Consider the following 26,672-nt stretch of genomic DNA (forward strand, 5'->3'; position numbering starts at 1 on the left):
GCGGATCGTGCGATCCTGCCGCTAAAGCGTTCATCGACAGTTTCGTTCTACCGGTGTAGGGCCTTCGTTTATGACTACCCGCCCCAAGACGCCGTTGTTGGATACGGTCAATACCCCCGAAGATCTGCGCCAGCTGGGGAAGGACCAGCTTCGCCAATTGTCCGATGAATTGCGCGCCGAAATGATCGACGCCGTCGGGCAGACGGGGGGCCATCTGGGATCGGGGCTGGGCGTGGTCGAACTGACCACGGCGATCCACTACGTTTTCAACACGCCCGAGGACAAGCTCGTCTGGGATGTCGGCCACCAGTGCTACCCGCACAAGATCCTGACCGGGCGGCGCGATCGCATCCGCACGCTGCGGCAGGGCGGAGGCCTCAGCGGCTTCACCAAGCGCGCCGAAAGCGAATACGATCCCTTCGGCGCGGCGCACAGCTCGACATCGATCTCGGCTGCGCTCGGTTTCGCCATGGCGAACAAGATGCAGGGCCAGCCCGGCCGTGGCATCGCCGTGATCGGCGACGGCGCGATGAGCGCGGGGATGGCCTATGAGGCGATGAACAACGCCGAACAAGCAGGCAACCGGCTGGTCGTCATTCTGAACGACAACGACATGTCAATCGCGCCGCCGGTCGGCGGGCTGTCGGCATATCTCGCGCGCATGGTGTCCTCGAGCGAGTATCTCGGGCTGCGCACCATGGCCTCGAAGATCGCCAAGAAGCTCGGCCGGCGCGTGTGGGGCGGGCTCGAGAAGGCAGAAGAATACGCGCGCGGCATGGCGACCGGCGGTACTCTGTTCGAAGAACTGGGGTTCTATTACGTCGGGCCGATCGACGGGCACAATCTCGAGCACCTCATTCCCGTGCTCGAGAACATCCGCGACAGCGAACAGGGCCCGGTGCTGATCCATGTCGTGACGCAGAAGGGCAAGGGCTATGCCCCGGCCGAAAACAGCGCGGACAAGTATCACGGTGTCGCCAAGTTCGACGTGGTCACCGGCGAACAGAAGAAGTCGAAGGGCGGACCGCCCGCCTACCAGAACGTCTTCGGCGAAACGCTCGCCAAGCTTGCAAACACCGACCCGCGTATCTGTGCGATCACCGCCGCGATGCCCAGCGGCACCGGCGTCGACAAGTTCGCCAAGGCGCATCCGGACAAGTCGTTCGACGTGGGCATCGCCGAACAGCACGGTGTGACCTTTGCCGCAGGGCTGGCAGCGCAGGGCATGCGGCCTTTCGCGGCGATCTATTCGACCTTCCTGCAGCGGGCCTACGACCAGGTGGTCCACGACGTGGCGATCCAGAACCTGCCCGTGCGCTTCGCGATCGACCGCGCCGGTCTGGTCGGTGCGGATGGCTGCACGCATGCCGGCAGCTTCGACGTCACTTATCTCGCGACGCTCCCCAATTTCGTGGTCATGGCCGCCGCCGACGAGGCCGAGCTGGCGCATATGACCTACACTGCGGCGGAATATGACGAAGGCCCGATCGCGTTCCGCTATCCGCGCGGTGCGGGCACGGGCGTGGCAATTCCCGAAGAACTCGAGAAGCTGGAAATCGGCAAGGGCCGGATCGTGCGCGAAGGCTCGAAAGTCGCGATCCTCTCACTTGGCGCAAGGCTGGAAGAAGCCAAGAAGGCAGCCGACCTGCTCGAAGCCAAGGGGCTGTCGACCACGGTTGCGGATATGCGGTTCGCCAAGCCGCTCGACACCGCGCTGATCGAGAAACTGATGCGCAGCCACGATGTGGTGGTGACGGTCGAGGAAGGCGCCGTGGGCGGCCTCGGCGCGCATGTCCTGACCTTCGCCAGCGATGAGGGGCTGACCGATTCCGGGCTGAAGGTGCGCACGATGCGGCTGCCCGACGTATTCCAGGACCATGACGATCCCGCCAAGCAATATGACGAAGCCGGGCTCAATGCGCCGCATATCGTCGATACGGTGCTGAACGCGCTGCGGCACAACAGCGCCGGGGTCGAAGAAGCGCGCGCCTGACCGGGCGCGGGTGTGCGCGTTTTCCTGCCGCGGTTCCACCGGACTGCCACCCGCCCAAGCTAGCTCTTTCGCATCGCGCCGCGGACTGGCAAGACCGCGGGCGAAAGAGAGGCTGCATGACCCTGCTGACTGTAGAAACGTCCGATCACGTCACGACGCTGACGCTCAATCGTCCGGACACCATGAACCCGCTCGGCGCGAAGGGCGACGGGGATGCTTTCGCCGCCGCCTGCGATGCGATCAATGCCGATATGGATGTGCGCTGCGTGATCCTGACCGGGGCCGGACGCGCGTTCAGTGCGGGCGGCGACATCAAGGCGATGAAACAGCGCACGGGCACTTTCGGCGGGACCGCGCCCGAGATTTCCGATGGTTATCGCAATAATATCCACAAGGTCCTGCGCGCGCTGTATTCGCTGCGCGTGCCGCTGATCGCAGCGGTCAACGGGCCGGCAATCGGGCTCGGCTGCGATCTCGCCTGCCTCGCCGATATGCGGATCGCCAGCGACCGTGCCAAGTTCGGCGTGACCTTCCTCAAGCTGGGCATCATCCCGGGCGATGGCGGAACCTGGATCCTGCCGCGGATCATCGGCGAGGCGCGCGCGGCGGAGCTGTTCTACACCGGCGATGTGATCGATGCGGCCACCGCGCGCGACTGGGGGCTGGTCAGCCGGGTGGTCGAGGGCGAAGCGCTGATGTCCGAAGCGCAGGCGCTCGCCGCCAAGATCGCCGCCATGCCCCCGTACGCGCTGCGCCATGCGAAGAACCTGATGCGGCAGGGGCGTTCGATGAGCTACGATTCGGCGCTCGAACTGGCCGCCAACACGCAGGCGATGATGCATCTGACCGATGATCACATGGAAGGGGTGGACGCCCTGCTCGAGAAACGCGCGCCCGTCTTCAAGGGCACCTGACCGGGCCCGGTCGGGGCCGCGCTTGCCAGCCGCCCGAAAATCGGTGAGACTTCGCGCCGGAGCGAAGGGGGAAATGGCATGCCGGCAGGGGTTCTCGCGGTCGTCGTCTGGACGTGCGTCGGCCTGTTTGTCGGGGTCGTACTGCTCGGTTTCGCCGCGCTTGCGGGGATTTGGCAGCCGCGTGACGAGGAAACGGGCAAGTGGCTCAAGCGCTCGGTCGTCTTTCCGCTGGTCGGCGGCGTGGTCGGCGTTGCTACATTCGTGTTCGCCAGCGAACGCGGCCTTCCTCCGCGGCCCACGCCTACGCCGGAACCCTCGCCATTCGTCTCGCCCGGCCCGCACCCCAGTCGCACCGACGCGCCCCCAGGGCCGCCGCCTGCACCCACCGCGACGCCAACGCCGGTTCCGACGCGCACACCGGTTCCGGATGATCCCCGCCCGCCAGTGGCACGCTGCGGGGTTGCCGTACCCCAGGCGCTGGCCGACTGGGCGCGCGACCATCTGGGCGAGCCGCCCGACTTCACCTGCGCAGAGCAGCAACCCTATCCGCAGTGCGTTGCCACCCTGCAGGGACGATCACGGCCCGAAATCTCCCGCGTGGCTGCGCGGCAATGCGGCGATGACCTGGCCGCGTTTCGCCGCTCCTTCGTGGCGCCGGTCTATGGCGCAAAGGCTTCGTACCAGATCAATCTGGACCATACGGAGTTCGCCCTGCGCTCGGGGGTCTCCGACGACGCGGCGGACCGGCATGATTATGTCGCTGCCGAAATCAGCCGAATGAACGGCCGCGAATGGGACCGGTTCGTCGCGATCGACCGCAAATCGCGTGAGGATATGCGGGCCTGCCAGGACGAGCGCCGCTGCCTTGAACCGTCAGAGGGTGGTTAGAACCAGCGCCACAGGCCAGCGGCGATGCCATTGGCGTGGATATGGCCGTAGGTGGCGGCAAGCCAGATTACGATTCCGCCGGTCCAGGCCACAGTACCTGCGCGCGCAAGCCCGGCGAAGCGCGGCCAGTAACTCGTCCGTGCTTCCCAGCCTGCCCATGCATCACCCAGCTGGCTTTCCTTCTTGCGGTCCTGCAGATGCGCGCCAAGCAGTGCGAGCAGACCGATGGCGCCGGCAAGGATGATCTGGCGCGGAGTCGGGCTCACCAGGATGTGCGCGGCGGCCCAGAGCGCGAAAGACCACATCATCGGGTGCCGCGTGACATGGAAGACCCCGTGCGGGGCCAGCGCCGCATGCGCTGCCGCCCGCGGATCGGGCAGGGCGGGGTTGCGCTGGAAAGAGCCTGCCAGCAGGATCGAGGCGATGAGCATGATGGCGGTGGCAAGGGCCCATATGGCGTCGCCCGAACCATTCCACAGCGGAGTGCCGCCGGGCCCGACGGCTCGAAACGCGCGGGCGGCCCAGACGAACGTAGCCAGCGCGACCAGCGAATAGAGCGCGCGAAAGCCGTTCTCGCCCAGCTTGCGGGCCATTGGCGCGCGCAGCGGATGCGACAGCGCGAAATGCATTCCGACGAAAGCGAGCGAAGCGGCAAGCAGCGAAACCAGGGCGTGATCCATTACCCCCTCCATGTTTACAGCATCAACATGGGTGGCAGGCCTGTGCCGCGAAGCAAGCGGCATCGTCGATAGCAAGTCAGGCGGCGGGTTCGATGCCGAGCAATTGGACGGTGAACAGCAGCGTGGCTCCACCGGGGATCGGCCCCTTGCCGCGGGGCCCATAAGCGAGGTCGGCAGGGGCGGCAATTTCGATTGTGTCGCCCACGCCCATTTCCGGGATCGCCATTTGCCACGCCTTGACCAGACGGTTCAGCGGGAAGGTTGCCGGTTCGCCGCGCTCGAAACTGGAATCGAAGGTCTCGCCATCGATGAAAGTGCCGGCGTAATGCACGGTCACCGTGTCTTCGACGCGCGGGCTTTGCGTGCTTCCGGCATAATCGACATAGCGCCAGCGCAGGCCGCCGGGCATCACGCGCCAGCCGTCTTCGGCGGACAATCCCGTGAGATAGGCCTGCTGCGCGTTCATCCAGGCAATATCCTGCGACCGGTCGGGCGTATCCTGTGCGGCCAGCGCGTGGAAGCCGATGGCCGCCGCCGCTGCGCCAAGCGCCAGCAGGGTGGTGCGCATGTCCTTCATCGCCCTACCAGTCGTAGCCCTTGGGCAGATCGCTGGTGTCGAGATCGCGATAGCGATCGCGCAGGCGGCTCTGGTGGCTGTCGAGCGGCTGCTCGATCCCGTCGATATAGACCTTTACCGGCATGGCGCCGACTTCGAGCGGGTCGCCGTCCCAGATCACCAGATCGCCGGTCGCACCCGGCGCCAGCACGCCCGCCTTGCCGCCCATTCCGCTGATGCTGGCCGGCACGGACGTGATTGCCGCGAAAGCCTCACCCCAACTCAGCCCATCGGCCCCCGGGATGCGGGTCAGCGCCACCAGATTGCCGGCATACTGGTTGAGGTTGCGCGGGTTTTCCATCGCGGCGGCGTTGATCGCCACTTTGACCCCCGCCTTCACCATCCGGCCGATATTGCTCTGTGTGGCAGCTAGTTCCTCGAAATTCGCGGGCAGGTCGTCCAGCCCGTCGGCGATCACCGGAACGCCCGCGGCTGCGATCTCGTCCGCGACCAGCCAGCCTTCGCTGGCGCCCACCAGGACCAGTTCGAGACGCGGGAATTCCTGCGTCAGCGCCAGCGCGGCGCGAATGTCCGACGCGCGTTCGACATAGACATAGAGCGGCTGTTCGCCGCGCACCACGGGCACCAGCGCGGCAGCATCGAACCGGGTCAGCAGGGCATCGCCGGCGCGCTCGGTTTCGCGTCCCGCCAGTCGAGGATCAATCGGCAAGTCGTCGCCGGTGCGCAGGTCGGCGCGGGCGCCGCCCGCCGGGATGCGTGCGCCGTCACCGTAGCTGCCCGCTTCGCGCAGGGCATTGCGCAGCAGCGCGTGCGTCGCAGCGCGGCTTCCGCCGGCAATCTGCCCACCACGCTCGCCCAGCGTGACCACCTGGAAAGCGCGCGGACGGCTGATCGCCTGCGGATCGGCGCCGAGATCGATCAGCGCCCCCTGGCCGCCGAAGATCGAAGCCGAAGGCATCGTTACGGTCGCTGCGCGCGTGATCCCCGCGGCGCGGTGGACGAGGATGTGCTGCGATGCCGGATTGACCACCGGGGCGACGTCGAGTGCCGCGCTGAAAGGCGAATTGCCGGCCCGGCTGTCGTTGGATTCGCTGACCGCGCCGACATCCCACAATCCGAGATTGGTCACCGTTGCGAAGATGCCGGGGGTCACCCAAGCGCCTCCCGCGTCGATCACGGAATAGTTGCCGCTGGGCGTACCGCGGCCGACTTGTGCGATCGCGCCGTTTTCGACGACGACGTAACCGTCCTCGATCGGTTCGCCGCCGTCGCCGGTTGCGACCGTGGCATTGGTCACCGCGAAGGTCTGCGCAGCGGCGGGCGTCGCAAGGGCGCAGGCAGCGGTCGCGAGGAGAGTGGCAAGGCGCATCATTTCACGTCTCCTTCGCCGGGCTGGCCAAGCTCGAAATCGCTCACCGGTCGCCGCTTGCGGTCCATCGCGTCGAACATCAGCGCGCCATCGACCCAGACCTTTTCGGGCCGTGAATAGACCGACAGCGGGTCGCCGTTCCACAGCACGACATCGGCCATCTTGCCGGCCTCGAGGCTGCCGGTCATCTCGGCGATGCCCATGGCCTTCGCGGCGTTGTAGGTGAACCAGCCGACCACCTCGGCGTCGGGAATGTCCAGACCGACACGGCGCCCCGCCGCCTGGGCCTTTGCGGCTTCCTGGTTGAGCCGCTGGATGCCGTTCTCGTCATCGGAATGGATCACGACGCAGGCGCCCTCGCGCTGGAGGAAGGCGGCATTCTCGAGGATGCCGTCATAGGCTTCCATCTTGAAGCCGTACCAGTCCGCCCAGATCGCACTGCAGACGTCGTTTTCGCGCAGCAGGTCGCCGATCTTGTAGGCTTCGACCGCGTGGTGGAAGGCGGTGACCTTGTAGCCCATCTCCTTGGCCATATCCATCACTAGCGCCATCTCGTCGGCGCGGTAGCAATGGTTGTGGACGAGGATTTCGCCGTCGAGCACGCCCTTGAGCGTTTCCTTGCCGAGATCGCGTTTCTTGCCGTCATAGGCCTGCGCATCGAGCCACATCTGCCGGTTGACCGCGAAATTGCCCATCCGGGTCGAGGGCATGCGGCCCTTGCCGCCGTAGACGCGCTTGGGGTTCTCGCCGCACGCCATCTTCATGCCATAGGGCGCGCCGGGGAACTTCATGCCCTGCACGGTGCGCGCGGAAACGTTCTTCAGCGTGACCGACCGTCCGCCGGTCAGGTTCGCCGAACCGGGCAGGATCTGCAGGCTGGTGACGCCGCCATTGGCCAGCGCGCGGGTGAAACCCGGGTCCTGCGGCCAGACCGAATGTTCGGCCCAGACTTCGGGCGTCATCGGGCTGGTCGCTTCATTGCCGTCCGAATGCGCCTGCACGCTGGGAGTGGGATAGTCGCCCAGGTGGGAATGGATGTCGATCACGCCGGGAGTGACGAACTTGCCGGTGCCATCGATCCGGTCGTAGCCATCGGTGGCCAGCGAGGCATCGCCCACCGCCACCACCTTGCCATCGCGGAACAGCACGGTGCCGTTCTCGATCATGCCGCCGCGCCCGTCATAGATGGTTGCGCCGGTCAACGCGGTCGGGCGGCCGGGATAGGGTGCATAAGTCGATGCGAAGGGCACCCTGCCGTCCTCGCCGACGGGGGCGCTCCAGTCCTTTGCGGAGGCCGAGGCCACGCCGTCGCCCCCGGTGGTGGAACATCCGGCAACCGCGAATGCGGCCGCGCAGGCGAGCAAGGCAATACGTGTCATGGAACCCCCAATGCAGTCGGGCCGGAGCATCGCTGCCCCGGCCCGTGCGGTCAATTGCATTTTGTCGGCGCTATCAAGCGGTTCGCAGATTGGCGCCGGTTGCCCGTCAGCTGTTGGGGCGGGTTTCCGGATGGATCCCGGCACCCTGCGGCTCACCCGGACCCTCGCTCTGGCCGAGCAGGTCGTCGCCGACGTCGTCGTCCTGCAGCGTATCGAGGTGCATCAGCTTCTTGATCAGCGGGCTGATCACCATCACGCCGACACCGATCGCGATCGCATACCAGCCGACGGTCGAATAGACATCGAGCACGACCTGCTTGCCCGCTTCCTCGCCGACACCTTCGGCACCGGTAGCCGAGGCGATCAGGCCGGCGGCGAAGTTGCCGGTGGCCGAAGCGAAGAACCAGGTGCCCATGATCAACGAAGCCATATGTGACGGCGCGAGGCGGTTCATTGCCGACAGGCCGACCGGCGACAGGCACAGCTCACCTGTGGTGTGCAGCAGGTAGATCAGGAAAATGAACAGCACGGGCACCGCTGCGTCCATGCCGACCGACTGCGCACCCCATACGAGCACGAGGAAGCCGAGACCCACCTGTACGATACCCAGGCCGAACTTGAGCGGTGCGCTGGGTTCGAGGCCCTTGCGACCAAGCGTTTGCCAGGTAACCGCGAAAACCGGGGCGAGCAGGATGATGTAGATCGCATTGATCGACTGGAAGGTAGATGCCGGCACGCCGCCACGATCGACATGGCGATCAGTGAACAGGTTGAGGCTTGAACCGGCTTGTTCGAACAGCGCCCAGAAGACGATTGAGGTCAGGATCAGGAACATCGCCGCGAAGATGCGGTCGCGTTCTTCGCTGGGCAGCTTCACCACCGCAATGAACAGCACGTAAAGCACCAGCGAGCCGCCGAAAAGGCCTAGCACATAGCCGACCATGTCCTGGTACTGGATCGCGAGCCAGCAGATGCCGACCAGCGCGATGCCCACACCGTACATCGACCATTCGGTCTTCTTGGCGAGCTGTTTGGGTGGTTCGCCGCGGCCGAGCAGCAGCGGCTTGCCCCAGACGAAGACGACGAGACCCGCGAGCATGCCGATCCCGGCGAGGCCGAAGCCATAAGCCCAGCCATAGGTTTCGCCGATATAGCCGCACAGCAGCGAACCGATCGCGGCGCCGAGGTTAATCCCCATGTAGAAGATGGTGTAAGCTGCATCGCGGCGCGTATCGGTGCGCGGATAGAGCTGGCCGACGATCACGGAGATATTCGCTTTGAGGAAGCCCGAGCCGACGATGATCAGCGCCAGTGCCAGCCAGAAGACGTAGACGATCGGATTGTTCTCCGTCCCCGCGGCGGGATCGCCTTCGAAGGCCATGAAGAAATGGCCCAGCGTCAGCAGGACCGCGCCGAACAGCACCGCCTTCCTCTGCCCCAGATACTTGTCGGCCAGATAACCGCCAACCACCGGGGTGATATACACCAGTGCGGTATAGGCACCGTAGATGATGCCCGCATCGCTATCCGAAAACAGCCAGTGCTTGGTCAGGTAGAAGATCAGCAGGGCGCGCATCCCGTAATAGGAAAAACGCTCCCACATCTCGGCAAAGAACAGGACGAACAGTCCCTTGGGGTGGCCGAGGAAGGTCCCCGCCGAATCCCCGTCAACCGGTTGTGTTGTGGCCATGCGTGGCAAACCTCTTAGATTGATTTCAGGAAGCCGCCTCGCGCGGTGCTTCCTCCCCGAAGAAGCGCGCACCGTAACGTCTTGCGCGCCCATGTGAAGCATTAGTTACAGCAGTGACCGTCTGCCTGCGGGCGCCCTAGGTATTCCCCGCTAGGGCGGGAACCTTGTGCGCCGCGCTGTATTATGGCACTGATGCAGTCTGTTGCGGGGACAAGTGATGAGCAACCAGTCGAAGCCGGTCTATATGAAGCTGCGCGACATGATCGCGGCGGCAATCATCGACGGCCGCTATGCCGAGGGCGAGATGCTGCCCTCGGTGCGCGCGCTGGCGGCAGAGCAGGGCGCCAATCCGCTCACCGTCGCCAAGGCCTATCAGCAATTCCAGAACGACGGCCTGGTCGAAGTTCAGCGCGGCGTCGGCATGTATGTGGTCGAGGGCGCCGCGAACCGGCTCCGCCAATCCGAACGCGAACAGTTCCTGCAGGTCGAATGGCCCGAGATCCGGGCCCGGATGGACCGTCTCGGCGTCTCGGCGCGCGAATTGCTGGCCGACGCCTGACAGCGCCCGCCGCGCTTGCGCCGGGGGGCGTTTTGCATCCTTGCGGCAGCCAAGCAGTTCTGCCACAGTCTGACGGTTGGAATCGGGCGGGAGAGCGTGATTTCGGCGGGGACGCATCGTGGAAACGATATTTGCGATCGAACGCACCCGGAGATCCATATGATCCGATCCGAACTTCTTGCCGCTCTGGCCCAGGACAATCCCGAATTGCGGGCTGAAGAGGTCGAGCAGGTCGTCGATATCTTTTTCGAGGAAATCGCGCAGCGACTGGCCGAAGGCGGTCGGGTCGAATTGCGCGGCTTCGGGGCATTTTCCACCCGCGAACGCGAAGCGCGCAAGGGCCGCAATCCGCGGACGGGCGAAACCGTCGACGTACCCGCCAAGCGGGTCCCCTATTTCAAGCCGGGCAAGGACATGCGCCGGCGCCTCAACGACGAGTGAGCGATTGGCTGGCCGGCGCACGATCCGCGATTGCCCGCCCGACCGGCAGCGATTAGAGCGGCCCCCATCGGCGGGTGTGGCGGAATGGTAGACGCCGGGGACTTAAAATCCCCTGAGCTTTGCTCGTGCGGGTTCGAGTCCCGCCACCCGTACCAGCCACCCGTTCGCTTGCCGGCCCTATCGGGTGCTACCCTTATCCCGGCATTAACACTTTCGCAGTTAGGCTTCGCGGGGAAGCAATACTGATTCGCGGCGCCATCGCGGCTGCCATGAAGCCGCGTACGCGTTGGACATAACTAGGCTATGCAATTCACCACCGGGACCGGCATGCAGGACAATGGTTCGACAAACGGCGAGGAACAGCGCGGCGCTCCGCGCTACACCTCGCTCATCCGCGCGGCGAAGCTGGTCTGCGGCCAGGGCGAATTCGTCTGTGTGATCCGCGACGTGTCGGCCACGGGTGTCTCGCTGCGCACCTTCCACAAGCTGCCCACCGACGAAGCGATCGCGCTCGAATTGCAGAACGGCGAAAGCTACGAGCTCGAACTGGTCCGCAGCGAAGGCTTCGAGGCGAGCTACCGGTTCGAAGCCCCGATCGAAGCCGAACGGCTGATCCGCGAAAACTGGAAGTTCCCCAAGCGTGGCTTGCGGCTCAATCTGATGATGCCGCTCACCGTGGCCTCGCTCTCGGGCCGTGCCGAAGCGATCACGCTCAACATGTCGCAGCAGGGCGCGCGGATCGAATGCGAAAGCATCTTCGCGGTCGGCCAGCGGCTGACGATTTCCTGCGAAGGCCTGCCCGATATTCGCTGTACGGTGCGCTGGCGCAGGGATGCCAATTACGGCCTCGTGTTCGAGGACACTTTCACCTTGCGCGAATTCGCACTCGCCGCCGCACGGGTCCAGTGCCCGGCGCTGGTCGAGGAAGACGAGGCCTGGCCGCGCATTCCCTGAGACCGTTCAACCCGTCGCTGGTTTACGCGGGTTTGAAATCGAGCGCGACACCGTTGATGCAGTGGCGCTTGCCGGTCGGCCGCGGCCCATCGTTGAAGATATGGCCCAGATGCCCGCCACAATCCGCGCAATGCACTTCGGTGCGCGGATAACCGATCTTGTAATCGGTGCTGGTGCCCACCGCGCCCTTGTCGATCGGTTGCCAGAAACTGGGCCAGCCGGTGCGCGAATCGTATTTCGTCTTGGAACTGTAGACCGCGTTGCCACAGCCTGCGCAGACGAAGGTGCCCGCGCGATCCTCCTCGTTGAGCGGCGATGAATAGGCCCGCTCGGTCCCCGCGCCGCGCAGCACGCGGTATTCCTCCGCGGTCAGCCGCTTGCGCCATTGCGCTTCGGTCAGCTCGACGGCGAAACTCCTGGCTTCCGCGGGCCGCGAACCGCAAGCGGTCAGCGCCGCGAAACTGGCGGAGGCGCCGATCCAGCCGAACAGGCGGCGGCGGGCAATGGGAAGGCGGGTCAAATCGCTCCGGGTCATGGCGTGGAGGAATAGTCCTCCACGCCTGAACCTATGCTTGCGCGGGCACTGCGCCGGCGCAGCGGTGCCTCAGAAGTCGGTAATCTCGACTTCGAGCTTGCGGAAGCCGTGCACGAAATTGGCACGGACGCGCTCGATATCGCCCGCGACATGCACCCGCATGCGCCGCTTGTGCAGTTCCTCGAGCAGGATGCGCAGCTGCAATTCGGCGAGCCGCGCCCCGACGCAGCGGTGGATGCCATAGCCGAAGGCGATATGGCGGCGGGCGTTGTCGCGCTGGATGTCGAGCTTGTCGGGGTTCTCGAACACTTCCTCGTCGCGATTGGCCGACAGGTACCACAGCACGACCTTGTCGCCCTTCTTGATCGTCTGGCCGAAGACTTCGGTGTCCTCGGTGCAGGTCCGGCGCATATGTGCGAGCGGGGTCTGCATGCGCAGGATTTCCTGCACGGCGTTGGGAATGAGCTCGGGCTGCTGTTCGAACAGCTTGCGCTGGTCGGGGTTCTTGTCGAGCTGGTAGATGATCCCGCTCATCGAATTGCGCGTGGTGTCGTTGCCGCCCACGATCAGCAGGATCAGATTGCCCATGAATTCCTGCGGGCTCATCTGGTTCATGGCCTCGGAATGGATCATCATCGAGATGAGATCGTCACCCGGCTCCTTGTCGTGCGTCCGCTCGACCCACAGCGACTGGAAATAGGCCGCCATCTCGTGGAGGAAGCCCCAGCGCATCTCGTCGAGGTCGCGCACGGTGGCCAGTTCGGTGTCGCCCGACCAGTCCGACCAGAAGGTCAGCAGCCGGCGGTCTTCCCAGGGGAAGCCGAACAGGATGGCAAGCATGCCGGTGGTCAGTTCGATCGACACCTTGTCGACCCAGTCGAACACCTCGCCGCGCGGCAGCGTGTCGAGCAGCTCCCCGGTCCGGCGGCGGATCTCGCCTTCCATTTCGGCCATGCCGCTGGGGGTGAACTTGGGGGCCACGGTGCGCCGCTGGCCGGTGTGCTGGGGGCGGTCCATGGCAATGAACATCGGCAGCTCGCGCCGTTCCTCGATCCCGGCTTCGGCCAGTTCTTCCTCGCTCAACCGGTTGAGGATCGTGATCCCGCCATGCTCCCAGCTGGAGGAGAACGTATCGGGCAGCGCCTCGATATGCTGGATCGCCTTGTGCCCGACGACCGCCCAATAGGGACCATAGGGGCTCTCGGGGATGTAGTGCAGCGGACCGGCTTCGCGCATCTCGCGGAAGATCGGATGCCAGGTGTTCTCGGCGTAGATATCGCTGCGGCTCACATCCCATTTGTGGGGATGGTTCAGACGTTCTTCGGGGTGCTCGGCAAAATGCTTCTTCAGTGCCTCATAGGCGGACGGTTCGGTACGGCATTGCGGACGTTCGATTGCAGCGGTGGCCATGTCTCTCTCCTCGCAGGAGCGACTCCATCGGCCGCTCTCGTCATTGCGGCCATCCTGCCTTAACTGACACACGTGTCAATAGTGCGTTGCAATTCGCTACCCAATCGCGGGCGGGGCGGGGTCTCAGCGCGCCCTGACGCTCCCGACATGCCCTTTCACCGCATGGCCGCCCTTGCCCGACTTCATGACGCGGCGACGGAATATCTGTGCGCCGAAGCGGACGAAAAGAAGCACGCACAGCGCCTGCCAGCCGAGCGCGAGGGCATGCGGCCACAGCGCGTCCGATTGCGCCGCGCGGGCGAGCATCGCGAAGGGCGAAGACAGCGGAAAGGCAGCGGCGAACAGTTCCATCGGCGAACCGGGGCGGGTGATCGAGGATGCGGCGAGGAAGAACACCAGCAGCTGCGCCATGGTGACCGGCATCGACAGCGTCTGCACCTCGCGCACGGTGGTCGCGAGGCCCCCGATGGTAAGGAACAGCGAACCGAGCAGCAGATACCCCATGGCGAAATAGACCAGCCCGAGCGCCAGGAAGAGCGGCCAGCCGAGCGCGGGGGCGGGCAATTGCGGCAGCGCATTGCCTGCCAGCAGGGCGATCGCCGAACCGACCGCGGCCCAGACCGCGATCCCGACCAGGCTGACGCCCAGCATCGCCACCAGCTTGCCGAGGAAGACCGCATCCATCGGGACCGCTGCTGCGAGCACCTCGATCACCTTGTTGGCCTTCTCCTCGACCAGGTTGGACAGCACCATCCCCGCGAGCAGCATCATCAGCAGGAACAGCAGCAACTGCCCCGCCTGCGCGGTGCGGATCCGGTCGCCGCGCTGCGCGGCGATGCTGGTGGCTACCGGGCGGGGCGCCACGGCGGGATATGCGGCCACCTGCCGCGTCCCGGCTTCGGCGGCAAGCATGGCCACCGGCCCGCTCCAATAGTCGATCGCCGGCTGCGGGGCGGTGAGTTCGGGCGCGGCGAGCGTGCCGCCGACCACCGCGACGTAATTCTTGCCGGGTTCGCGCAGGATGACTTCGGGGGCAGTGCCCGCATCGGCCATTGCCAGTTCGGGCAGCGCCCTTCCGATTTGCGGGGCGAGCCGCTCGCGCGCCGCGATCAGCGCCTGCGTATCCGCCTCGCTCATCGCAACCGCCACAAGCCGGGTGTTCGCATCGCGCTGCACCTGTCCGCCGATCCCCCCGGCCAGCACGCCGATTATGATCGGGAACAGCGGCCCGAGCAGGAAGAACAGGAATGCGCGGCTGAACAGGATGGCGCGGAAATCGCGCTGCGCAATCACGCGGGCGGCCTCGAAGCGCGACAGGCGGGTCGTATCTTTCATGGCTTGCCTCCCCGAGCGTTGTCCTCTTCGAGCGCGCGCGCGGCGGCCTCGCCGGCGATTTCGACGAAGGCATCATGAAGCCCGGCGCGCTCGATCGACAGCGAGAGAATGCCCGCTTGCCCTTCGATCAGCGGCTTGAGCAATTCCTCGATCCCGGTTTCGGGGACCGGGAAGTACCAGAAATGGCTGGCCTCGCCCTTCGCATCGTGCCGTGCATCGCCGGGCAGCGCGCTGCGCCAGGGCCCGGATGCGGAGCGCGTCTCGAGCCGGACCTGCGCGGGGATCCGGTCGCGGGCGGCGTCGACCGATCCCGCATAGGGCACCTTGCCCCCGGCAATGATCGCCACCTCGTCGCACAGGCGTTCGGCATGGTGGATGACATGCGTCGAGAAGATCACCGTGGTGCCGCTGTGGGCCAGTTCGCGGATCATCACTTCCAGCTTGCCCTGGTTGATCGCGTCGAGCCCGCTGAAGGGTTCGTCGAAGACCACCAGCTTCGGGCGATGGACCAGGGTGCCGAGCAGCTGGACGGTCTGCGCCATGCCCTTCGACAGCTGGCGGATCTGGCGATCCACCGCATGGCCCAGGCCGTGCTGCTCGAGCAGCACGCGCCCGCGCGCCTTGCCTTCTTCCAGCGGCAGCCCGCGCAGCGCCCCGAGGAAGGCGATCGCCTCGTCGCATTTCATCGCTGGATAGAGCCCGCGTTCCTCGGGCAGGTAGCCGATCAGCTTGGCAACCTCGTGCGGTCGGTCGTTGCCGAACACGCGGCGCACGCCTGCGTCGGGATCGATGATACCCAGCAGCATGCGCAGCGTGGTCGTCTTGCCCGCGCCATTGGGCCCGAGAATGCCGTAGATCGCGCCTTCGGGAACCGCGATGTCGACACCGTCGACCGCCAGCGTGTCGTCGAACCGCTTGACCAGCCCGTGGGCCTCGATGGCAAGCTTGCGGTTGTCCCCGCCCGAAGGTCGCGTCATGGAGCCTGTCTCGATAAGCATGCGGGCATGATTAGATGCTGGCCGTGAATGGGAGCACACGCAAGCGTGGTTAATGGCGAGTTGCAGGCGGAATTGCGCGAGGAGGCGGAGCGGCTCGGCTTCGTCGCCTGCGGCTTTGCGTCGGCAGCGCCCGATCCGCAGCGCGCCGCGCGGCTGGAGCAATTCCTCGGCGAAGGGCGTCATGGCTCGATGGAATGGATGGAAGCGCGCAAACAGCAGCGCGCCTCGCCGCAAGGATTATGGCCCGAAGCCAACAGCGTGATCGCGCTGGGCATGAGCTACGCCCCCGATATCGATCCGCTGGCGCTTGCCGACGCGGCGGAAAAAGCGCGGGTTTCGGTCTATGCGCAAGGGCGCGATTACCACGACGTCGTGAAAAAGGCGCTCAAGGCGCTGGCGCGCTGGCTGATCGCGCGCGAACCGACAAGCGAACTCAAGGTCTTCGTCGACACCGCCCCGGTGATGGAAAAGCCGCTGGGGGAGGCGGCAGGGATCGGTTGGCAGGGCAAGCACACCAATCTGGTCAGCCGGTCGCATGGCAGCTGGCTGTTCCTCGGCGCAATCTATTCGACGCTCGAATTCGCGCCCGACCTCTCGCATCCCGATCGCTGCGGAAATTGCCGCGCGTGCCAGGATGCCTGCCCGACCGACGCCTTCCCCGCGCCCTACCAGCTCGATGCGCGGCGCTGCATTTCCTACCTCACGATCGAGCACAAGGGGCCGATCCCCGAGGAGTTTCGCGAGGCGCTGGGCAACCGCATCTATGGCTGCGACGATTGCCTCGCGGTCTGCCCGTGGAACAAGTTCGCCGATACGGCGCACCGACACCTCAAGCTGGCGCCGCGCGAGGAGCTGATGGCGCCCGACCTGGCGAGCTTCCTGACCTTTGACGATGCGGGCTTCAGGCAGTTCTTCTCGGGCTCGCCGATCAAGCGGGTTGGGCGCGACCGCTTCGTGCGCAACTGCCTTTATGCGGCAGGGAATAGCGGTTCGGCAGCTCTCGCTCCGCTTGTCGAGGGGCTGCGCGGCGATCCCGATCCCGCGGTTTCCGAAGCGGCTGATTGGGCCGCCCGGCGGCTCGGCTAGCCCTTGCGGTAATCCCGGTCATGCTCGCCCAGCAGCGGGGCGGGCGCTGGATCGGGGGCGTCCCAAGCGGAAAAGCGCGAGGGTTCGCGCATTTCGACCAGCGTGCCCTCGGTGGGGTGTTCGCGGCGCATGAAAAAGCCCGACGCTTCAAGATGGGGCTCCTGTGCCATGTCGGCCATGTCGCGCACCGGCATTGCGGGGATCGCATGGGCGTGCATCAGCGCGACCAGTTCGTCGGTCGCGAAACCGGCGGCGAGTTCGGCGATGCGGGCATAGAGTTCGGCCTGCCCCGCGATCAGCCCCTCGGGGGTGGCGAAGCGCGCCTCTTGCGCGAAGGCCTCGTCGCCCATCAGCGCGATCACCCTGGTGAAATGGTCGAGCCGGTAAGGCACGATGCTGACATATCCGTCGCGGGTCGGGAACGGCTGGCGATCCGGGTCGACCTGGCGGCCATAGCAGGGCGGGCCGACGGGCGGATCGAAAGTGTTCCCGCCGAGGTGCTCCTTGAGCATGAAGCTGCTGAAGGCCTCGAACATCGGCACTTCGACATGCTGGCCTTGCCCGGTCCGCAGGCGGTGTACCACGGCGGCCATCACCGCATAAGCGGCGTGCAGCCCGGCGACCTTGTCGGCGATCAGCGATGGCAGGTAGCGTGGGCGCTCGTTGCCGTCCGCGCGCGGCAGCAGTGTGGTGGTGCCGCTGGCGGCCTGGATCACGTCGTCATAGGCCTGCAGCCCGGCATAGGGCCCGCCCGAGCCGAAGCCGACGCAATGCGCATAGATGATGTCGGGAGCGAGCGCGCGCACGCTGTCGTAATCGAACCCGAGCCGCTCGATCGCTTCGGCGCGGACATTGTGGATGAAGATGTCGGCATCGGCGAGCAAATCGCGCAGGATCGCGCGGTCGGCCTCCTGCTTGAGATCGAGCACCAGCGACTGCTTGCCGCGATTGAGCGCGATGTATCCCGGCCCCATCGCCTTGCTATGCGCGGAGGGCGCACCATAGCGGAACACGTCGCCGCCGGGGGCCTCGACCTTGATCACCTCGGCCCCGAAATCGGCAAGGATCTGCGTGCAATAGGGCCCGAAGACCACCGAGGTCATGTCGATCACGCGAAGCCCTTCGAGCATCGCGCGACCGTCCCCCGCCGCGATCACAGCATGTCCTTGAGCGGCACCGTAGTGTCGGCCAGCAGGTCGGGATCCACCTCGGCGCGCGCCATCACCAGCTTGCGCCCCTGCGCGTAATCCCTGGTGTTGTTGACGCAGTCGAGCGCGATCACCACGCCTTCGCGCAGATAGACCACGCTGAACTTCTTGTCCGCCGGATCGCCGCGCAGCACGGTGGCGTCATAGCCGATCGACATGCCGACCGTCTGCAGCCGGAGGTCGTACTGGTTCGACCAGAACCACGGGACGGCGTCGTAATCCTGCTTGTCGCCCATGATCGCCTTGGCCGCGATGGTCGCCATGTCGTTGGCGTTCTGCACCGATTCGAGGCGGATGACCTTGTTGTCGGCATAGGCATTCGCATGGCTCGCACAGTCGCCGATGGCGTAGATGTCATCGAGCGTGGTGCGGCAGATGCTGTCGACGTCGACCCCGTTCGATCCCGCCGCGCCCGCCGCGATCAGCGGCCCGACTGACGGCACGATGCCGATCCCGGCAATGATTACGTCGCAGGCGATCGTCTCGCCGCTGTCGGTCACCACGCCGGTCACGCGGCCATCGTCGCCGCTGATCGTCTCGACGCCGGTCGACAGGCGCAGGTCGACACCCTGCTCGCGGTGATAGGCAGCGTAGAATTCCGACAGCTGCGGACCCGCGACACGTGCGAGGACGCGGTCGAGCATTTCGACCACGGTAACGTCTAGGCCGAGCTTGCGCAGCACGGCCGCCGCTTCGAGCCCGATATAGCCCGCGCCGATAATGACCGCGCGCCGGGCGCCGGCCGCCAGCTCGCCCTTCAGCGTATCGACGTCGCGCCGCGTGCGGATGTAGTGAATGCCCGCATTGTCGCTGCCCGGGCAGGACAGTCGCCGGGCATCGCCGCCGGCGGCCCAGATCAGCTTGCGATAGGTAACCCGCGTATCGTCCGACAGGCCGAGTTCGCGCGCGACCGGATCGACTTCATTGACGTTGCGCCCCAGGCGCAGCGTGATGTCCTTGTCGGCCCAGAACTGTTCGGGGCGGATCTGGATGCGTTCGAACGGCTTTTCGCCCGCCAGATATTCCTTCGACAGCGGGGGCCGCTCATACGGCGGGTTGCGATCGCGGCTGACCATCAGGATCGAGCCCTCGTGCCCGTTCTGGCGGAGTGCGATAGCGGCCTGGGCACCCCCGTGCCCCGACCCCACGATAACGACGTCGTAATGTTCCATCGCCTTGCTGGCTGACGCGAAAACGCCAGCCGGTCAAGCGCAGTGCTAACGTCCGAGCAGGTTGCGCGCCATGCTGGCGACCTGTGCCAGCATGGCCGGGGCCACGGGGGACTGGCCCTGCGCCCGCGTGATCATGCTGCGGAAATTGGTCACCGCGGTGGACTGTTCCTCGGCCCATTTGGCGACGACGGCAGCCAGATCCTTCTTCGCATCCTTGCGACGCGCCAGCCGCCGCAGCAGTTCGAGCCGCATCTGCTGGAAATCGCGCGCCAGCCCCGAAACGAGCAGGCGTTCCCACACGTCCGACGGGCTCATCAACGCTGCGGTCGATTGCGCCCAGTCGAGGCCCAGACGGCGGCCGACATCGGTGAAGGCCTCGGTCAGGCCGATCGGCGCTATGCCGGTTTCGCTCGACAGCTTGGCCAGCCCGACAGCCCCGTCGAGGTCGTAGAGATGCGCCACCCGCGCAGCGAGCGCTTCGGGCGCGCCCGCCGACACCAGCTGATCGCGCAGCCGATCCGATTGCTGGCGCGATTCGGCGCTGAGCAATTCGCCGGTGGCACCCGCCAGCTTGTTGACCGCCTTGCCGATCTCTTCGACCAGTCCGGTCGGGTCGACGCTGCCCGATGAAGTGCGCAGCACGTCGGACATGAGATTGCCAGCGGCTGCGGCGATGCGGTCGAACAGCATCAGCCGGGCGCTTTCGGGCATGGCAGTGGCATCGATCGCGGCCCACAGCGCGGGCAAGTCGAACAGCTCTTCCGCAGCCACGAAAGCGGCGGCGACTTCATGCAGTTCGACGCCCTCTTCTTCGGCCAGTTCGAAGGGATGGACCATCCCCATGCGGTTGACGATGCGGTTGGCCAGCTTGGTCGCGATGATCTCGCGGCGCAGCTGGTGCCCGTTGATCTGCGCCTTGAACTTCTTGCGCATCGGTTCGGGAAAGGCTTCGAACAGCGTGTCCTCGAGCAACAGATCGTCCGCCAGCTCGCCCTGCTCGATCGCGTCCTGCAGGACCAGCTTGCACGACGACAGCAGCACTGCGAGCTCGGGGCGGGTCAGGCCGCCGCCGTCCGCCGCGCGGCGCTGCAAGGTCTGGTCGTCGGCCAGTCCTTCGGTCTTGCGGTCGAGATTGCCGCCCGCCTCGAGCGTGTCGATGATGTGCCGCTGCGAGGCCATGGCGCGCGCGCCGCCATATTCGGCGATCGAGAGCGCAAGAGCCTGCAGGCGGTTGTCCTCGAGCACGATCTGCCCGACTTCCTCGGTCATCGATTCGAGCAGGTCGACGCGCTTGGGTTCGCTCAGCTTGCCCGCGCGCTTGGCCGCGGCGAGCGCGATCTTGATGTTCACTTCATTGTCCGAACAGTCGACGCCCGCCGAATTGTCGATGAAGTCGGTATTCGAACGGCCGCCGCGCTGCGCGAATTCGATCCGGCCGGCCTGGGTGATGCCGAGATTGGCGCCTTCGCCGATCACCTTGGCGCGCACGTCGCGGCCATCGACCCGCAGCGCGTCGTTGGCCGGGTCCCCGACCTGGACGTTGTTCTCGTGCGCGGCCTTGATGTAGGTGCCGATGCCGCCGAACCAGATCAGGTCGACTGCCGCGGTGAGGATCGCCGAAATAAGCGCCTCGGGCTCGATCTGGGCCTGGTCGATGCCGAATTTCGCCTGCGCCGCCTTCGATAGCTTGATGCTTTTCGCATCGCGCGGGAACACGCCGCCGCCGCGCGAGATCAGCGCGCTGTCGTAATCCTCCCAGCTCGAGCGCGGCAGGTCGAACAGGCGCTTGCGTTCTTTCCAGCTGGCCGCCGGATCGGGATCGGGATCGATGAAGATGTGGCGATGATCGAAGGCCGCCACCAGCTTGATCGCGTTTGACAGCAGCATGCCGTTGCCGAAGACGTCGCCCGACATGTCGCCGCAGCCGACCACCTCGACCGGGTCCTCCTGCACGTCCACCCCCATTTCGAGGAAGTGCCGCTGGACGCTGACCCAGGCGCCCTTGGCAGTGATGCCCATGGCCTTGTGGTCGTAGCCCTTCGAACCGCCGCTGGCGAAGGCATCGTCGAGCCAGAAATCGTGCGACTTGGCGATCGCATTGGCGACATCGGAGAAGGTCGCGGTGCCCTTGTCCGCGGCAACCACGAAATAGGGGTCTTCGCCATCGGTGATGACGACATCGTCGGGGTGCACGACCTGGTCGTCGACGATGTTGTCGGTGACCGACAGCAGCGTGCGGATGAAGGTCTCGTAGCTGGCGCGCCCCTCGGCCGCCCAGGCCTCGCGGTCGAGCGCCGGATTGGGCAGCTGCTTGGGATAGAACCCGCCCTTCGCGCCGGTTGGCACGATAACCGCGTTCTTGACCCGCTGCGCTTTCATCAGCCCGAGGATCTCGGTGCGGAAATCGTCGCGCCGGTCGGACCAGCGCAGGCCGCCGCGCGCGACGGGGCCGCTGCGCAGGTGGATCCCCTCGACCCGCCGTGAATAGACGAAGATCTCGCGGTAGGGGATCGGCTTGGGCAGGTTGGGAACCCTGGCCGAATCAATCTTGAAGGCCAGCGCCTCGGCGGCGGCATCGGCAAAGGCATTGGTGCGCAGGATCGAATCGATCAGCGCGTTGTACAGCCGCAGCAGGCGGTCGTCGTTGATCGCCTTGACCTTGGCGAGGCCGCGCTTGATCGCGCCGCGCGCCTCTTCGATCGCGGCGTCGCGGCCGTTGCCGAACTCGGGATCGTGCCGCGCGGTGAACAGCGCGATCAGCGCGCGGGTCACGTCGGGCGCGGCGGCCAGCGCGTCGACCACGGTGTAGATGGTGAAACCCATCCCGGCCTGGCGCAGATAGCGATAGAAGGCGCGCAGCCAATTGGCCTCGCGCGACGAGAGACCCGCTTCGGGGACCAGCCGGTTGAAGGGATCGTTCTCGGCTTCGCCGTTGAGCACCGCGGCAATGGCTTCCTCGATCGCATCGGCGCGGTCGATCAGCCCCTTGGGGTCGGCCCCCGGCTTGAGGTCGAGCAGGAAGTCGTGGACCGTGCCCAGCCGGCCATCGTCCAGCACGGTGGGCATTTCCGAACGCACGTAGAACCCGAAATCCTCCAGCGCGGGCACGCCTTCGGACAGGGGCAGGCTGCCTTCGGACTGGTACAGCTTGAGCCGCAGGCAGCCCTCGGTATCGCGCTCGCAATAATACATCCGCGCGCCGCGCACGACTTCCTCGCTCTCGAGGCTGGCGCCCAGATCGTGGAGGCGGGCGATGTCGAGCGCGGCCTCGCGTGGGCCGAACCGACCGCGGAAACCGGTCGGGAAATGCTCGGCGAAACGCATCGCCAGCGCTGCCGCGCGCGAGCTGTCCTCGAGCGCGGAAAGCTCCGCCTCGACCGCTTCGCTCCACCCGCGCAGCAGCGTCTGCATCTGCTCCTCGAGCGCCGCCTCGTCGGGTGCCTGGTCGCCGTCGCGAATGTCGAAGACGAACCGCAGCGTGGCGAGATTGCCGCCCTCGACCTCGAGGCTCCAGTCGAGCAGCCGCGCCGAGGCGGCTTCCTCGAGCAGCGCCTGGATTTCCAGCCGGACCTGCGTGGCGACCATGTCGCGCGGCAGCCAGACGAAGGCGAACAGGTGGCGCGCCAGCGGCGCCTCGACCAGCGCAAGGCGCGGACGCGGGCGGTCGACCAGGCTCATCATGGTGATCGCGACGCGTTCGACGTCGCTTTCCGAGAAGCCGATCAGCAGGTCGTGCGGCAGCGTGGTCAGCGCATGGACGAGCGCCTTGCCCGCATGGCCGCCGTCGTCGAAGCCGTGGCGGCCCCGCAGCATGTCGAGCTGGCGCCGCAGGCGCGGCACATTGCGCGGCGGGGCCGCCAGTGCGGCGCTGGTCCAGACGCCCGCATGCAGCGACAGCGCGACGGTTTCGCCATTGTCCTCGACCGGCACGATGAACAGGTCGAGCGGGACGCGGCGGTGGACATTGCTGAGGTGGTTGGCCTTGATGATCAGCGGGCGGCGGGGATCGTTGCCCGCGGCGAACCAGGCGAAGGCGCGGTCGTAGGATGCCTCGGCGAGCAGCTGCGCCGCGCTCTTGCGGCAAATGCCGAGCTCGTCTTCCTGGCGCCCGTCGCGGTAGCGGGTGACATGGCCCAGCTGCGTCAGCATGCCCGAATTGAGCCATTCGAGCAGTTCGGCGCCCTCTTCGCTGTCGCCGGCGATCCGTTCGGCATCGGCCGCCATCGCGTCGCGCAGTTGCGGCCAGTCGGACACCGCCGCGCGCACGTCGCCCAGCGTCAGCTTGAGCGTTTCCTGCAATTGCCGCCGGGTCTTCGCATCGACCCGCGCGGTCTCGATGTAGATCATCGATTCGCGATCGGCATCGTCCTTGTCGCGGTCGGGTATCGCCTGCAGGCGTCCCTTGCCGTCGCGCTCGACGGGGATCACCGGGTGGACCAGCCGGTCGATCGACAGGCCCAGCGCGGCGATGGTCGCCGCGACCGAATCGACGAGGAAGGGCATGTCCTCGTTGATGATCGCGATCCGCGTCAGCCGCCGGTCGTCGCTGACGCTTTCGATCGCCATGGCCGACCGGCCGCGCGTGCGCTGGGAAGCCAGCTCTCCGACGAAAGCGGCGGCATCTTCGAGACGTGCCTTCTCGAAGGGCGTGTCGCCGGACAGCAGCGACAGCCGCATGCGTTCGGTAATTGCGTTCTGGAGCTTCTTGGGCAGCGCGGCAGTGTTCGAACCCATACGGGGCCTCTCTCCTGTCGGCGCATGATCGTTTCAGCGCCGCGAAATAATTGGGCCGTGTCCGCCACGACCTGAGCGCCGCGCCTATCCCTGTTGCAGGCGCCCCGCAAGGTGCCGTGCGACAGAATTCGCACGCCCGTGGGTGGCGCGGCAGCGCCCCGCCGACGCTACGGCACGCTCAAGCCGCAAGCGCCTCCATCGCCAGTCGCAGCGAGCGGCAGCGCGCTTCGGGATCGTACATGCTCCCCCCGAAGAGGACTTCGTCGGCGCCTGTCCGCGCAACGAATGCGCGCACGGCCTCGGCAGCCTGCTGCGGCGTACCTGTCGCGCTGGCCTGGCCGATATGCGCGAGCATGGCCTGTGCCTGCGGGGGCAGGCTGGCGCGATAGCCGCGCACGGGCGGGGGCAGCTTGCCCGGCGTGCCCGTGCGCAAGGCGACGAAGGCCTGCAATTGCGAGGTGGCGAGATATTCAGCCTCGTCTTCGGTGTCGGCGACGAACAGGTTCATCGCGACCATGACATGCGGTTTTTCGCAGGCTTCCGAGGGCTGGAAATCGCGGCGGTAGAGCTCGAGCGCGGTATCGAGGTGATCGGGCGCGAAATGGCTGGCGAAGGCGTAGGGCAGCCCGAGCTTGGCGGCGAGCTGCGCCCCGAAGAGGCTCGACCCGAGCATCCAGAACTGCGGTTTCGCACCGACGCCGGGAGTGGGCTGAACGGCGGTTTCGCCTGCCATCAGCGCGATCAGTTCGGCCACGTCCTGCGGGAACATTTCCGCCGCCCGGTGAAGGTCCTTGCGCAGCGCGCGCTGCAGTTCGGGGCCGGCCCCCGGCGCGCGGCCCAGCCCCAGGTCGATCCGGCCGGGGAACAGCGCATCCAGCGTGCCGAATTGCTCGGCGATCTGGAACGGCGAGTGGTTGGGCAGCATGATCCCGCCCGATCCGATGCGGATCGTGGAGGTCGCATTGCCGATATGCGCAAGCACGACCGAAGTCGCTCCCCCGGCAATGCCCTTCATTGCATGGTGTTCGGCAACCCAGAACCGCTTGCAGCCCGCGTCTTGGGCCGTGCGGGCGAGCGCGGTCGCGGCGGCAAGGGCATCGCCGACCGAGCCGCCTTCGCGGACGGGGACGAGATCGAGAACGGAAAAATCGGTCATGTGGCGAGTTGCTCCAGATAGCTGCGGGCGCGAGTCGCTTCGGGACTTTGCGGGGCGACCTGCAGCACCGATTCGAAACTCCTGCGCGCATCGTCCTCGCGCCCCGAAAGCGCGGCGATCACGCCCGCTTCGAGGCCCACGGCGGGATCCTGCGGTGCCAGCAATGCAGCCTGCGCGATCTGTTCACGCGCCTCGCCCAGCCGGTCCAGCCGGCGCGAGAGCGTGGCCGAGAGCAGCCATGCGCGGCCATTGGCGGGATCGCTCGCCCGCGCCTGCGCCAGTTCCGCAGCGGCTTCCTCGCGGCGGTCCAGCGCCACCAGTGCGCGCGCGCGGTCGACTGCGATGCTGGCGGTAAGGGGCGCATCGGCGGACGCGGCAGCGAAGCGGCTGGCACGCGCGAAGGCGATCTCGGCAATCGCGGGCTTGCCCTGCGCCATCGCGGCGTTGCCCGACATTGCGGCCAGCCGCGCCCGGTAGGCCGGGGCGCCGTCGGGCACTTCGTCGGTAGCCAGGTCGAAGGCGCGTTGGGCGCCGTCGAAATCGTCCAGCCGGACCAGGGCCAAGCCAAGGCAATGCGCCGATTGGGCCAGCTCGAGCTGGTTGGCGGCGGTTTCGCGCCAGGTCTGCGCCATATCGCTGGCTGCGGAAGCGTCCTCCGTCGCCAGGGTAACGCATTCGGCCAGCTTGCCACCGGATGACGGGAAGGTGGCCGGCGGCGCAGCCACGCTCTCGCGCTGGGGCCGGTCGCGCAATTCCTCGGGGATGCCGGGAAAACTGCCCTGGGTGGGGTCGGGGCCGACCTGCATCAGCAGCAGGGCGAGGGCGGAGGCAATCATGCAGGACCTTTCGAAAGCGTAGCCACCGTGCGCAGCAGCAGGGCGATGTCCTGTTCGCGCGACAGGCGGTGGTCGCCATCCTTTACCAGCGCCACCTGTACATCGTCCGAACGCAGCCGTTCGGCAAGCTGCAGGCTGATGTCCCAGGGCACGTCCGGATCGCGCTGGCCATGGATCAGCCGCACCGGCGCATCGATGGGGATTTCGCCGCCCAGCAGCAACTGGGCCTGGCCGTCGGCGAAGAAACCGGCATGCATCGGGGTGGGTTCGGGCCCGTAGGGATTGTCGTCGTACAGCGTCTCGCCCGCTCGCAATCGCGCCTTTTCATCTGCGCTGCGGCCCCAGTCGGTAAAGTCGGGCGCGGCAGCGATACCGACCATGCCGGCAAGGCGCGGCCCGAGCGCTGCGCCGACCGCCAGCATCAGCCAGCCGCCCATCGACGACCCGATGACCAGCGCGCGGCCGGTGATGTGAGCCTCGACCAGCGCCAGCACTTCCTCGCGCCAGCGCGACAAGGTGCCATCGGCGAAATCGCCATCGCTCTCGCCGCAGCCCGAATAGTCGAGCAGCAGGCAGGCGCGCCCGCCCTGCTGCGCCCAGTCGAACAGCGCGGTCGCCTTGCTGCCGGCCATGTCGGACATGTAGCCGGGCAGGAACACCAGTGCGGGGCCGCTGCCGGGGGTGAAGCGATAGGCGATGCGCCGCCCGTCGGGCATGGCGTGGAACTGGATGTCGCTCATGCGCGCATGCTGTTCACG

The 26,672-nt window shown here is 66.5% G+C and carries 22 protein-coding genes and 1 tRNA gene; 8 read left to right on the plus strand and 15 right to left on the minus strand.

Translation table 11 applies throughout. The annotated features are described in order from the left end of the window. Positions 1-70: 70 nt before the first annotated feature. The 3 genes from dxs to WKH79_RS11345 all read left to right on the plus strand — a co-directional run bounded on the left by dxs (position 71) and on the right by WKH79_RS11345 (position 3,795). Complete coding sequence (dxs, locus tag WKH79_RS11335; RefSeq protein ID WP_063511530.1) at positions 71-1,993, plus strand: 1-deoxy-D-xylulose-5-phosphate synthase; 1,923 nt, start codon at positions 71-73, stop codon at positions 1,991-1,993. 116 nt (positions 1,994-2,109) lie between these two features. Continuing rightward, complete coding sequence (locus WKH79_RS11340; protein WP_341858924.1) at positions 2,110-2,907, plus strand: crotonase/enoyl-CoA hydratase family protein; 798 nt, start codon at positions 2,110-2,112, stop codon at positions 2,905-2,907. 78 nt (positions 2,908-2,985) lie between these two features. Further along, complete coding sequence (locus WKH79_RS11345) at positions 2,986-3,795, plus strand: hypothetical protein (protein WP_341858925.1); 810 nt, start codon at positions 2,986-2,988, stop codon at positions 3,793-3,795. Here WKH79_RS11345 and WKH79_RS11350 read toward each other — a convergent pair. The 5 genes from WKH79_RS11350 to WKH79_RS11370 all read right to left on the minus strand — a co-directional run bounded on the left by WKH79_RS11350 (position 3,792) and on the right by WKH79_RS11370 (position 9,490). Beyond that, positions 3,792-4,475, minus strand: coding sequence for an NnrU family protein (locus WKH79_RS11350; RefSeq protein ID WP_341858926.1), 684 nt, complete (start codon positions 4,473-4,475; stop codon positions 3,792-3,794). The genes WKH79_RS11345 and WKH79_RS11350 overlap by 4 nt on opposite strands. A gap of 76 nt (positions 4,476-4,551) precedes the next feature. Continuing rightward, on the minus strand, positions 4,552-5,043 hold the full coding sequence (locus WKH79_RS11355; RefSeq protein WP_050601825.1) for an FKBP-type peptidyl-prolyl cis-trans isomerase: 492 nt from the start codon (positions 5,041-5,043) through the stop codon (positions 4,552-4,554). A gap of 13 nt (positions 5,044-5,056) precedes the next feature. Continuing rightward, positions 5,057-6,424, minus strand: coding sequence for an amidohydrolase family protein (locus WKH79_RS11360; RefSeq protein WP_341858927.1), 1,368 nt, complete (start codon positions 6,422-6,424; stop codon positions 5,057-5,059). Next, positions 6,421-7,800: an amidohydrolase gene (locus WKH79_RS11365; protein WP_341858928.1), complete on the minus strand. Its 1,380-nt coding sequence runs from the start codon at positions 7,798-7,800 to the stop codon at positions 6,421-6,423. Before WKH79_RS11365 ends, WKH79_RS11360 begins: the two co-directional genes overlap by 4 nt. Positions 7,801-7,906: 106 nt before the next feature. After that, positions 7,907-9,490 (minus strand): peptide MFS transporter, encoded by a 1,584-nt coding sequence (locus WKH79_RS11370; protein WP_341858929.1) that lies wholly within the window; start codon positions 9,488-9,490, stop codon positions 7,907-7,909. A 217-nt stretch (positions 9,491-9,707) separates the two neighbouring features. Between WKH79_RS11370 and WKH79_RS11375 the strand changes: the two genes are divergently transcribed. The 4 genes from WKH79_RS11375 to WKH79_RS11390 all read left to right on the plus strand — a co-directional run bounded on the left by WKH79_RS11375 (position 9,708) and on the right by WKH79_RS11390 (position 11,444). Further along, positions 9,708-10,049 carry a GntR family transcriptional regulator gene (locus tag WKH79_RS11375; RefSeq protein WP_050601568.1) on the plus strand — a complete coding sequence of 114 codons (342 nt, stop codon included), beginning with the start codon at positions 9,708-9,710 and terminating at the stop codon, positions 10,047-10,049. A 159-nt stretch (positions 10,050-10,208) separates the two neighbouring features. Continuing rightward, positions 10,209-10,490: an integration host factor subunit beta gene (locus tag WKH79_RS11380; RefSeq protein WP_050601569.1), complete on the plus strand. Its 282-nt coding sequence runs from the start codon at positions 10,209-10,211 to the stop codon at positions 10,488-10,490. Between the two features lie 70 nt (positions 10,491-10,560). Beyond that, positions 10,561-10,645, plus strand: a tRNA-Leu gene (locus tag WKH79_RS11385). A gap of 148 nt (positions 10,646-10,793) precedes the next feature. Next, positions 10,794-11,444, plus strand: coding sequence for a PilZ domain-containing protein (locus tag WKH79_RS11390; protein ID WP_050601570.1), 651 nt, complete (start codon positions 10,794-10,796; stop codon positions 11,442-11,444). 22 nt (positions 11,445-11,466) lie between these two features. On the opposite strand, the gene msrB is transcribed toward WKH79_RS11390, so the two are convergent. The 4 genes from msrB to WKH79_RS11410 all read right to left on the minus strand — a co-directional run bounded on the left by msrB (position 11,467) and on the right by WKH79_RS11410 (position 15,701). Continuing rightward, entirely contained in the window at positions 11,467-11,979 is a 513-nt protein-coding gene (gene msrB / locus WKH79_RS11395) for a peptide-methionine (R)-S-oxide reductase MsrB (RefSeq protein ID WP_341858930.1), read from the minus strand. 69 nt (positions 11,980-12,048) lie between these two features. After that, a complete protein-coding gene (locus tag WKH79_RS11400; RefSeq protein WP_050601572.1) occupies positions 12,049-13,389 on the minus strand; it encodes a cytochrome P450 in 1,341 nt (446 codons plus the stop codon). A gap of 123 nt (positions 13,390-13,512) precedes the next feature. Then, positions 13,513-14,724, minus strand: coding sequence for an ABC transporter permease (locus tag WKH79_RS11405; RefSeq protein WP_341858931.1), 1,212 nt, complete (start codon positions 14,722-14,724; stop codon positions 13,513-13,515). Further along, complete coding sequence (locus tag WKH79_RS11410; RefSeq protein WP_341858932.1) at positions 14,721-15,701, minus strand: ATP-binding cassette domain-containing protein; 981 nt, start codon at positions 15,699-15,701, stop codon at positions 14,721-14,723. The genes WKH79_RS11405 and WKH79_RS11410 overlap by 4 nt, the downstream gene beginning before the upstream one ends. A gap of 48 nt (positions 15,702-15,749) precedes the next feature. Between WKH79_RS11410 and queG the strand changes: the two genes are divergently transcribed. Next, entirely contained in the window at positions 15,750-16,808 is a 1,059-nt protein-coding gene (queG, locus tag WKH79_RS11415) for a tRNA epoxyqueuosine(34) reductase QueG (protein WP_341858933.1), read from the plus strand. On the opposite strand, the gene WKH79_RS11420 is transcribed toward queG, so the two are convergent. The 6 genes from WKH79_RS11420 to WKH79_RS11445 all read right to left on the minus strand — a co-directional run bounded on the left by WKH79_RS11420 (position 16,805) and on the right by WKH79_RS11445 (position 26,654). Further along, on the minus strand, positions 16,805-17,938 hold the full coding sequence (locus WKH79_RS11420) for a CoA transferase (protein WP_341858934.1): 1,134 nt from the start codon (positions 17,936-17,938) through the stop codon (positions 16,805-16,807). The two genes, queG and WKH79_RS11420, sit on opposite strands and share 4 nt — an antisense overlap. Positions 17,939-17,961: 23 nt before the next feature. Then, positions 17,962-19,188, minus strand: a complete 1,227-nt coding sequence (locus WKH79_RS11425; protein ID WP_341858935.1) for an FAD-dependent oxidoreductase — start codon at positions 19,186-19,188, stop codon at positions 17,962-17,964. A gap of 45 nt (positions 19,189-19,233) precedes the next feature. Next, positions 19,234-23,922: an NAD-glutamate dehydrogenase domain-containing protein gene (locus WKH79_RS11430; RefSeq protein WP_341858936.1), complete on the minus strand. Its 4,689-nt coding sequence runs from the start codon at positions 23,920-23,922 to the stop codon at positions 19,234-19,236. A 178-nt stretch (positions 23,923-24,100) separates the two neighbouring features. Beyond that, positions 24,101-25,078, minus strand: coding sequence for an LLM class flavin-dependent oxidoreductase (locus tag WKH79_RS11435; protein WP_230832170.1), 978 nt, complete (start codon positions 25,076-25,078; stop codon positions 24,101-24,103). Beyond that, on the minus strand, positions 25,075-25,914 hold the full coding sequence (locus WKH79_RS11440) for a tetratricopeptide repeat protein (protein WP_341858937.1): 840 nt from the start codon (positions 25,912-25,914) through the stop codon (positions 25,075-25,077). Before WKH79_RS11440 ends, WKH79_RS11435 begins: the two co-directional genes overlap by 4 nt. Then, positions 25,911-26,654, minus strand: coding sequence for an alpha/beta hydrolase (locus WKH79_RS11445; RefSeq protein WP_341858938.1), 744 nt, complete (start codon positions 26,652-26,654; stop codon positions 25,911-25,913). Before WKH79_RS11445 ends, WKH79_RS11440 begins: the two co-directional genes overlap by 4 nt. Between the last annotated feature and the right edge of the window lie 18 nt (positions 26,655-26,672).

Source organism: Qipengyuania sp. GPGPB31 (assembly GCF_038396345.1).
Lineage (GTDB): Bacteria > Pseudomonadota > Alphaproteobacteria > Sphingomonadales > Sphingomonadaceae > Qipengyuania > Qipengyuania citrea.

What these genes read in the sequence shown, in the direction of transcription:
- dxs (WP_063511530.1), top strand. Translation starts at nt 71, where the DNA reads ATGACTACCCGCCCCAAGACGCCGTTGTTGGATACGGTCAATACCCCC.
- WKH79_RS11340 (WP_341858924.1), top strand. Translation starts at nt 2,110, where the DNA reads ATGACCCTGCTGACTGTAGAAACGTCCGATCACGTCACGACGCTGACG.
- WKH79_RS11345 (WP_341858925.1), top strand. Translation starts at nt 2,986, where the DNA reads ATGCCGGCAGGGGTTCTCGCGGTCGTCGTCTGGACGTGCGTCGGCCTG.
- WKH79_RS11350 (WP_341858926.1), bottom strand. Translation starts at nt 4,475, where the DNA reads ATGGATCACGCCCTGGTTTCGCTGCTTGCCGCTTCGCTCGCTTTCGTC.
- WKH79_RS11355 (WP_050601825.1), bottom strand. Translation starts at nt 5,043, where the DNA reads ATGCGCACCACCCTGCTGGCGCTTGGCGCAGCGGCGGCGGCCATCGGC.
- WKH79_RS11360 (WP_341858927.1), bottom strand. Translation starts at nt 6,424, where the DNA reads ATGATGCGCCTTGCCACTCTCCTCGCGACCGCTGCCTGCGCCCTTGCG.
- WKH79_RS11365 (WP_341858928.1), bottom strand. Translation starts at nt 7,800, where the DNA reads ATGACACGTATTGCCTTGCTCGCCTGCGCGGCCGCATTCGCGGTTGCC.
- WKH79_RS11370 (WP_341858929.1), bottom strand. Translation starts at nt 9,490, where the DNA reads ATGGCCACAACACAACCGGTTGACGGGGATTCGGCGGGGACCTTCCTC.
- WKH79_RS11375 (WP_050601568.1), top strand. Translation starts at nt 9,708, where the DNA reads ATGAGCAACCAGTCGAAGCCGGTCTATATGAAGCTGCGCGACATGATC.
- WKH79_RS11380 (WP_050601569.1), top strand. Translation starts at nt 10,209, where the DNA reads ATGATCCGATCCGAACTTCTTGCCGCTCTGGCCCAGGACAATCCCGAA.
- WKH79_RS11390 (WP_050601570.1), top strand. Translation starts at nt 10,794, where the DNA reads ATGCAATTCACCACCGGGACCGGCATGCAGGACAATGGTTCGACAAAC.
- msrB (WP_341858930.1), bottom strand. Translation starts at nt 11,979, where the DNA reads ATGACCCGGAGCGATTTGACCCGCCTTCCCATTGCCCGCCGCCGCCTG.
- WKH79_RS11400 (WP_050601572.1), bottom strand. Translation starts at nt 13,389, where the DNA reads ATGGCCACCGCTGCAATCGAACGTCCGCAATGCCGTACCGAACCGTCC.
- WKH79_RS11405 (WP_341858931.1), bottom strand. Translation starts at nt 14,724, where the DNA reads ATGAAAGATACGACCCGCCTGTCGCGCTTCGAGGCCGCCCGCGTGATT.
- WKH79_RS11410 (WP_341858932.1), bottom strand. Translation starts at nt 15,701, where the DNA reads ATGACGCGACCTTCGGGCGGGGACAACCGCAAGCTTGCCATCGAGGCC.
- queG (WP_341858933.1), top strand. Translation starts at nt 15,750, where the DNA reads ATGGGAGCACACGCAAGCGTGGTTAATGGCGAGTTGCAGGCGGAATTG.
- WKH79_RS11420 (WP_341858934.1), bottom strand. Translation starts at nt 17,938, where the DNA reads ATGCTCGAAGGGCTTCGCGTGATCGACATGACCTCGGTGGTCTTCGGG.
- WKH79_RS11425 (WP_341858935.1), bottom strand. Translation starts at nt 19,188, where the DNA reads ATGGAACATTACGACGTCGTTATCGTGGGGTCGGGGCACGGGGGTGCC.
- WKH79_RS11430 (WP_341858936.1), bottom strand. Translation starts at nt 23,922, where the DNA reads ATGGGTTCGAACACTGCCGCGCTGCCCAAGAAGCTCCAGAACGCAATT.
- WKH79_RS11435 (WP_230832170.1), bottom strand. Translation starts at nt 25,078, where the DNA reads ATGACCGATTTTTCCGTTCTCGATCTCGTCCCCGTCCGCGAAGGCGGC.
- WKH79_RS11440 (WP_341858937.1), bottom strand. Translation starts at nt 25,914, where the DNA reads ATGATTGCCTCCGCCCTCGCCCTGCTGCTGATGCAGGTCGGCCCCGAC.
- WKH79_RS11445 (WP_341858938.1), bottom strand. Translation starts at nt 26,654, where the DNA reads ATGAGCGACATCCAGTTCCACGCCATGCCCGACGGGCGGCGCATCGCC.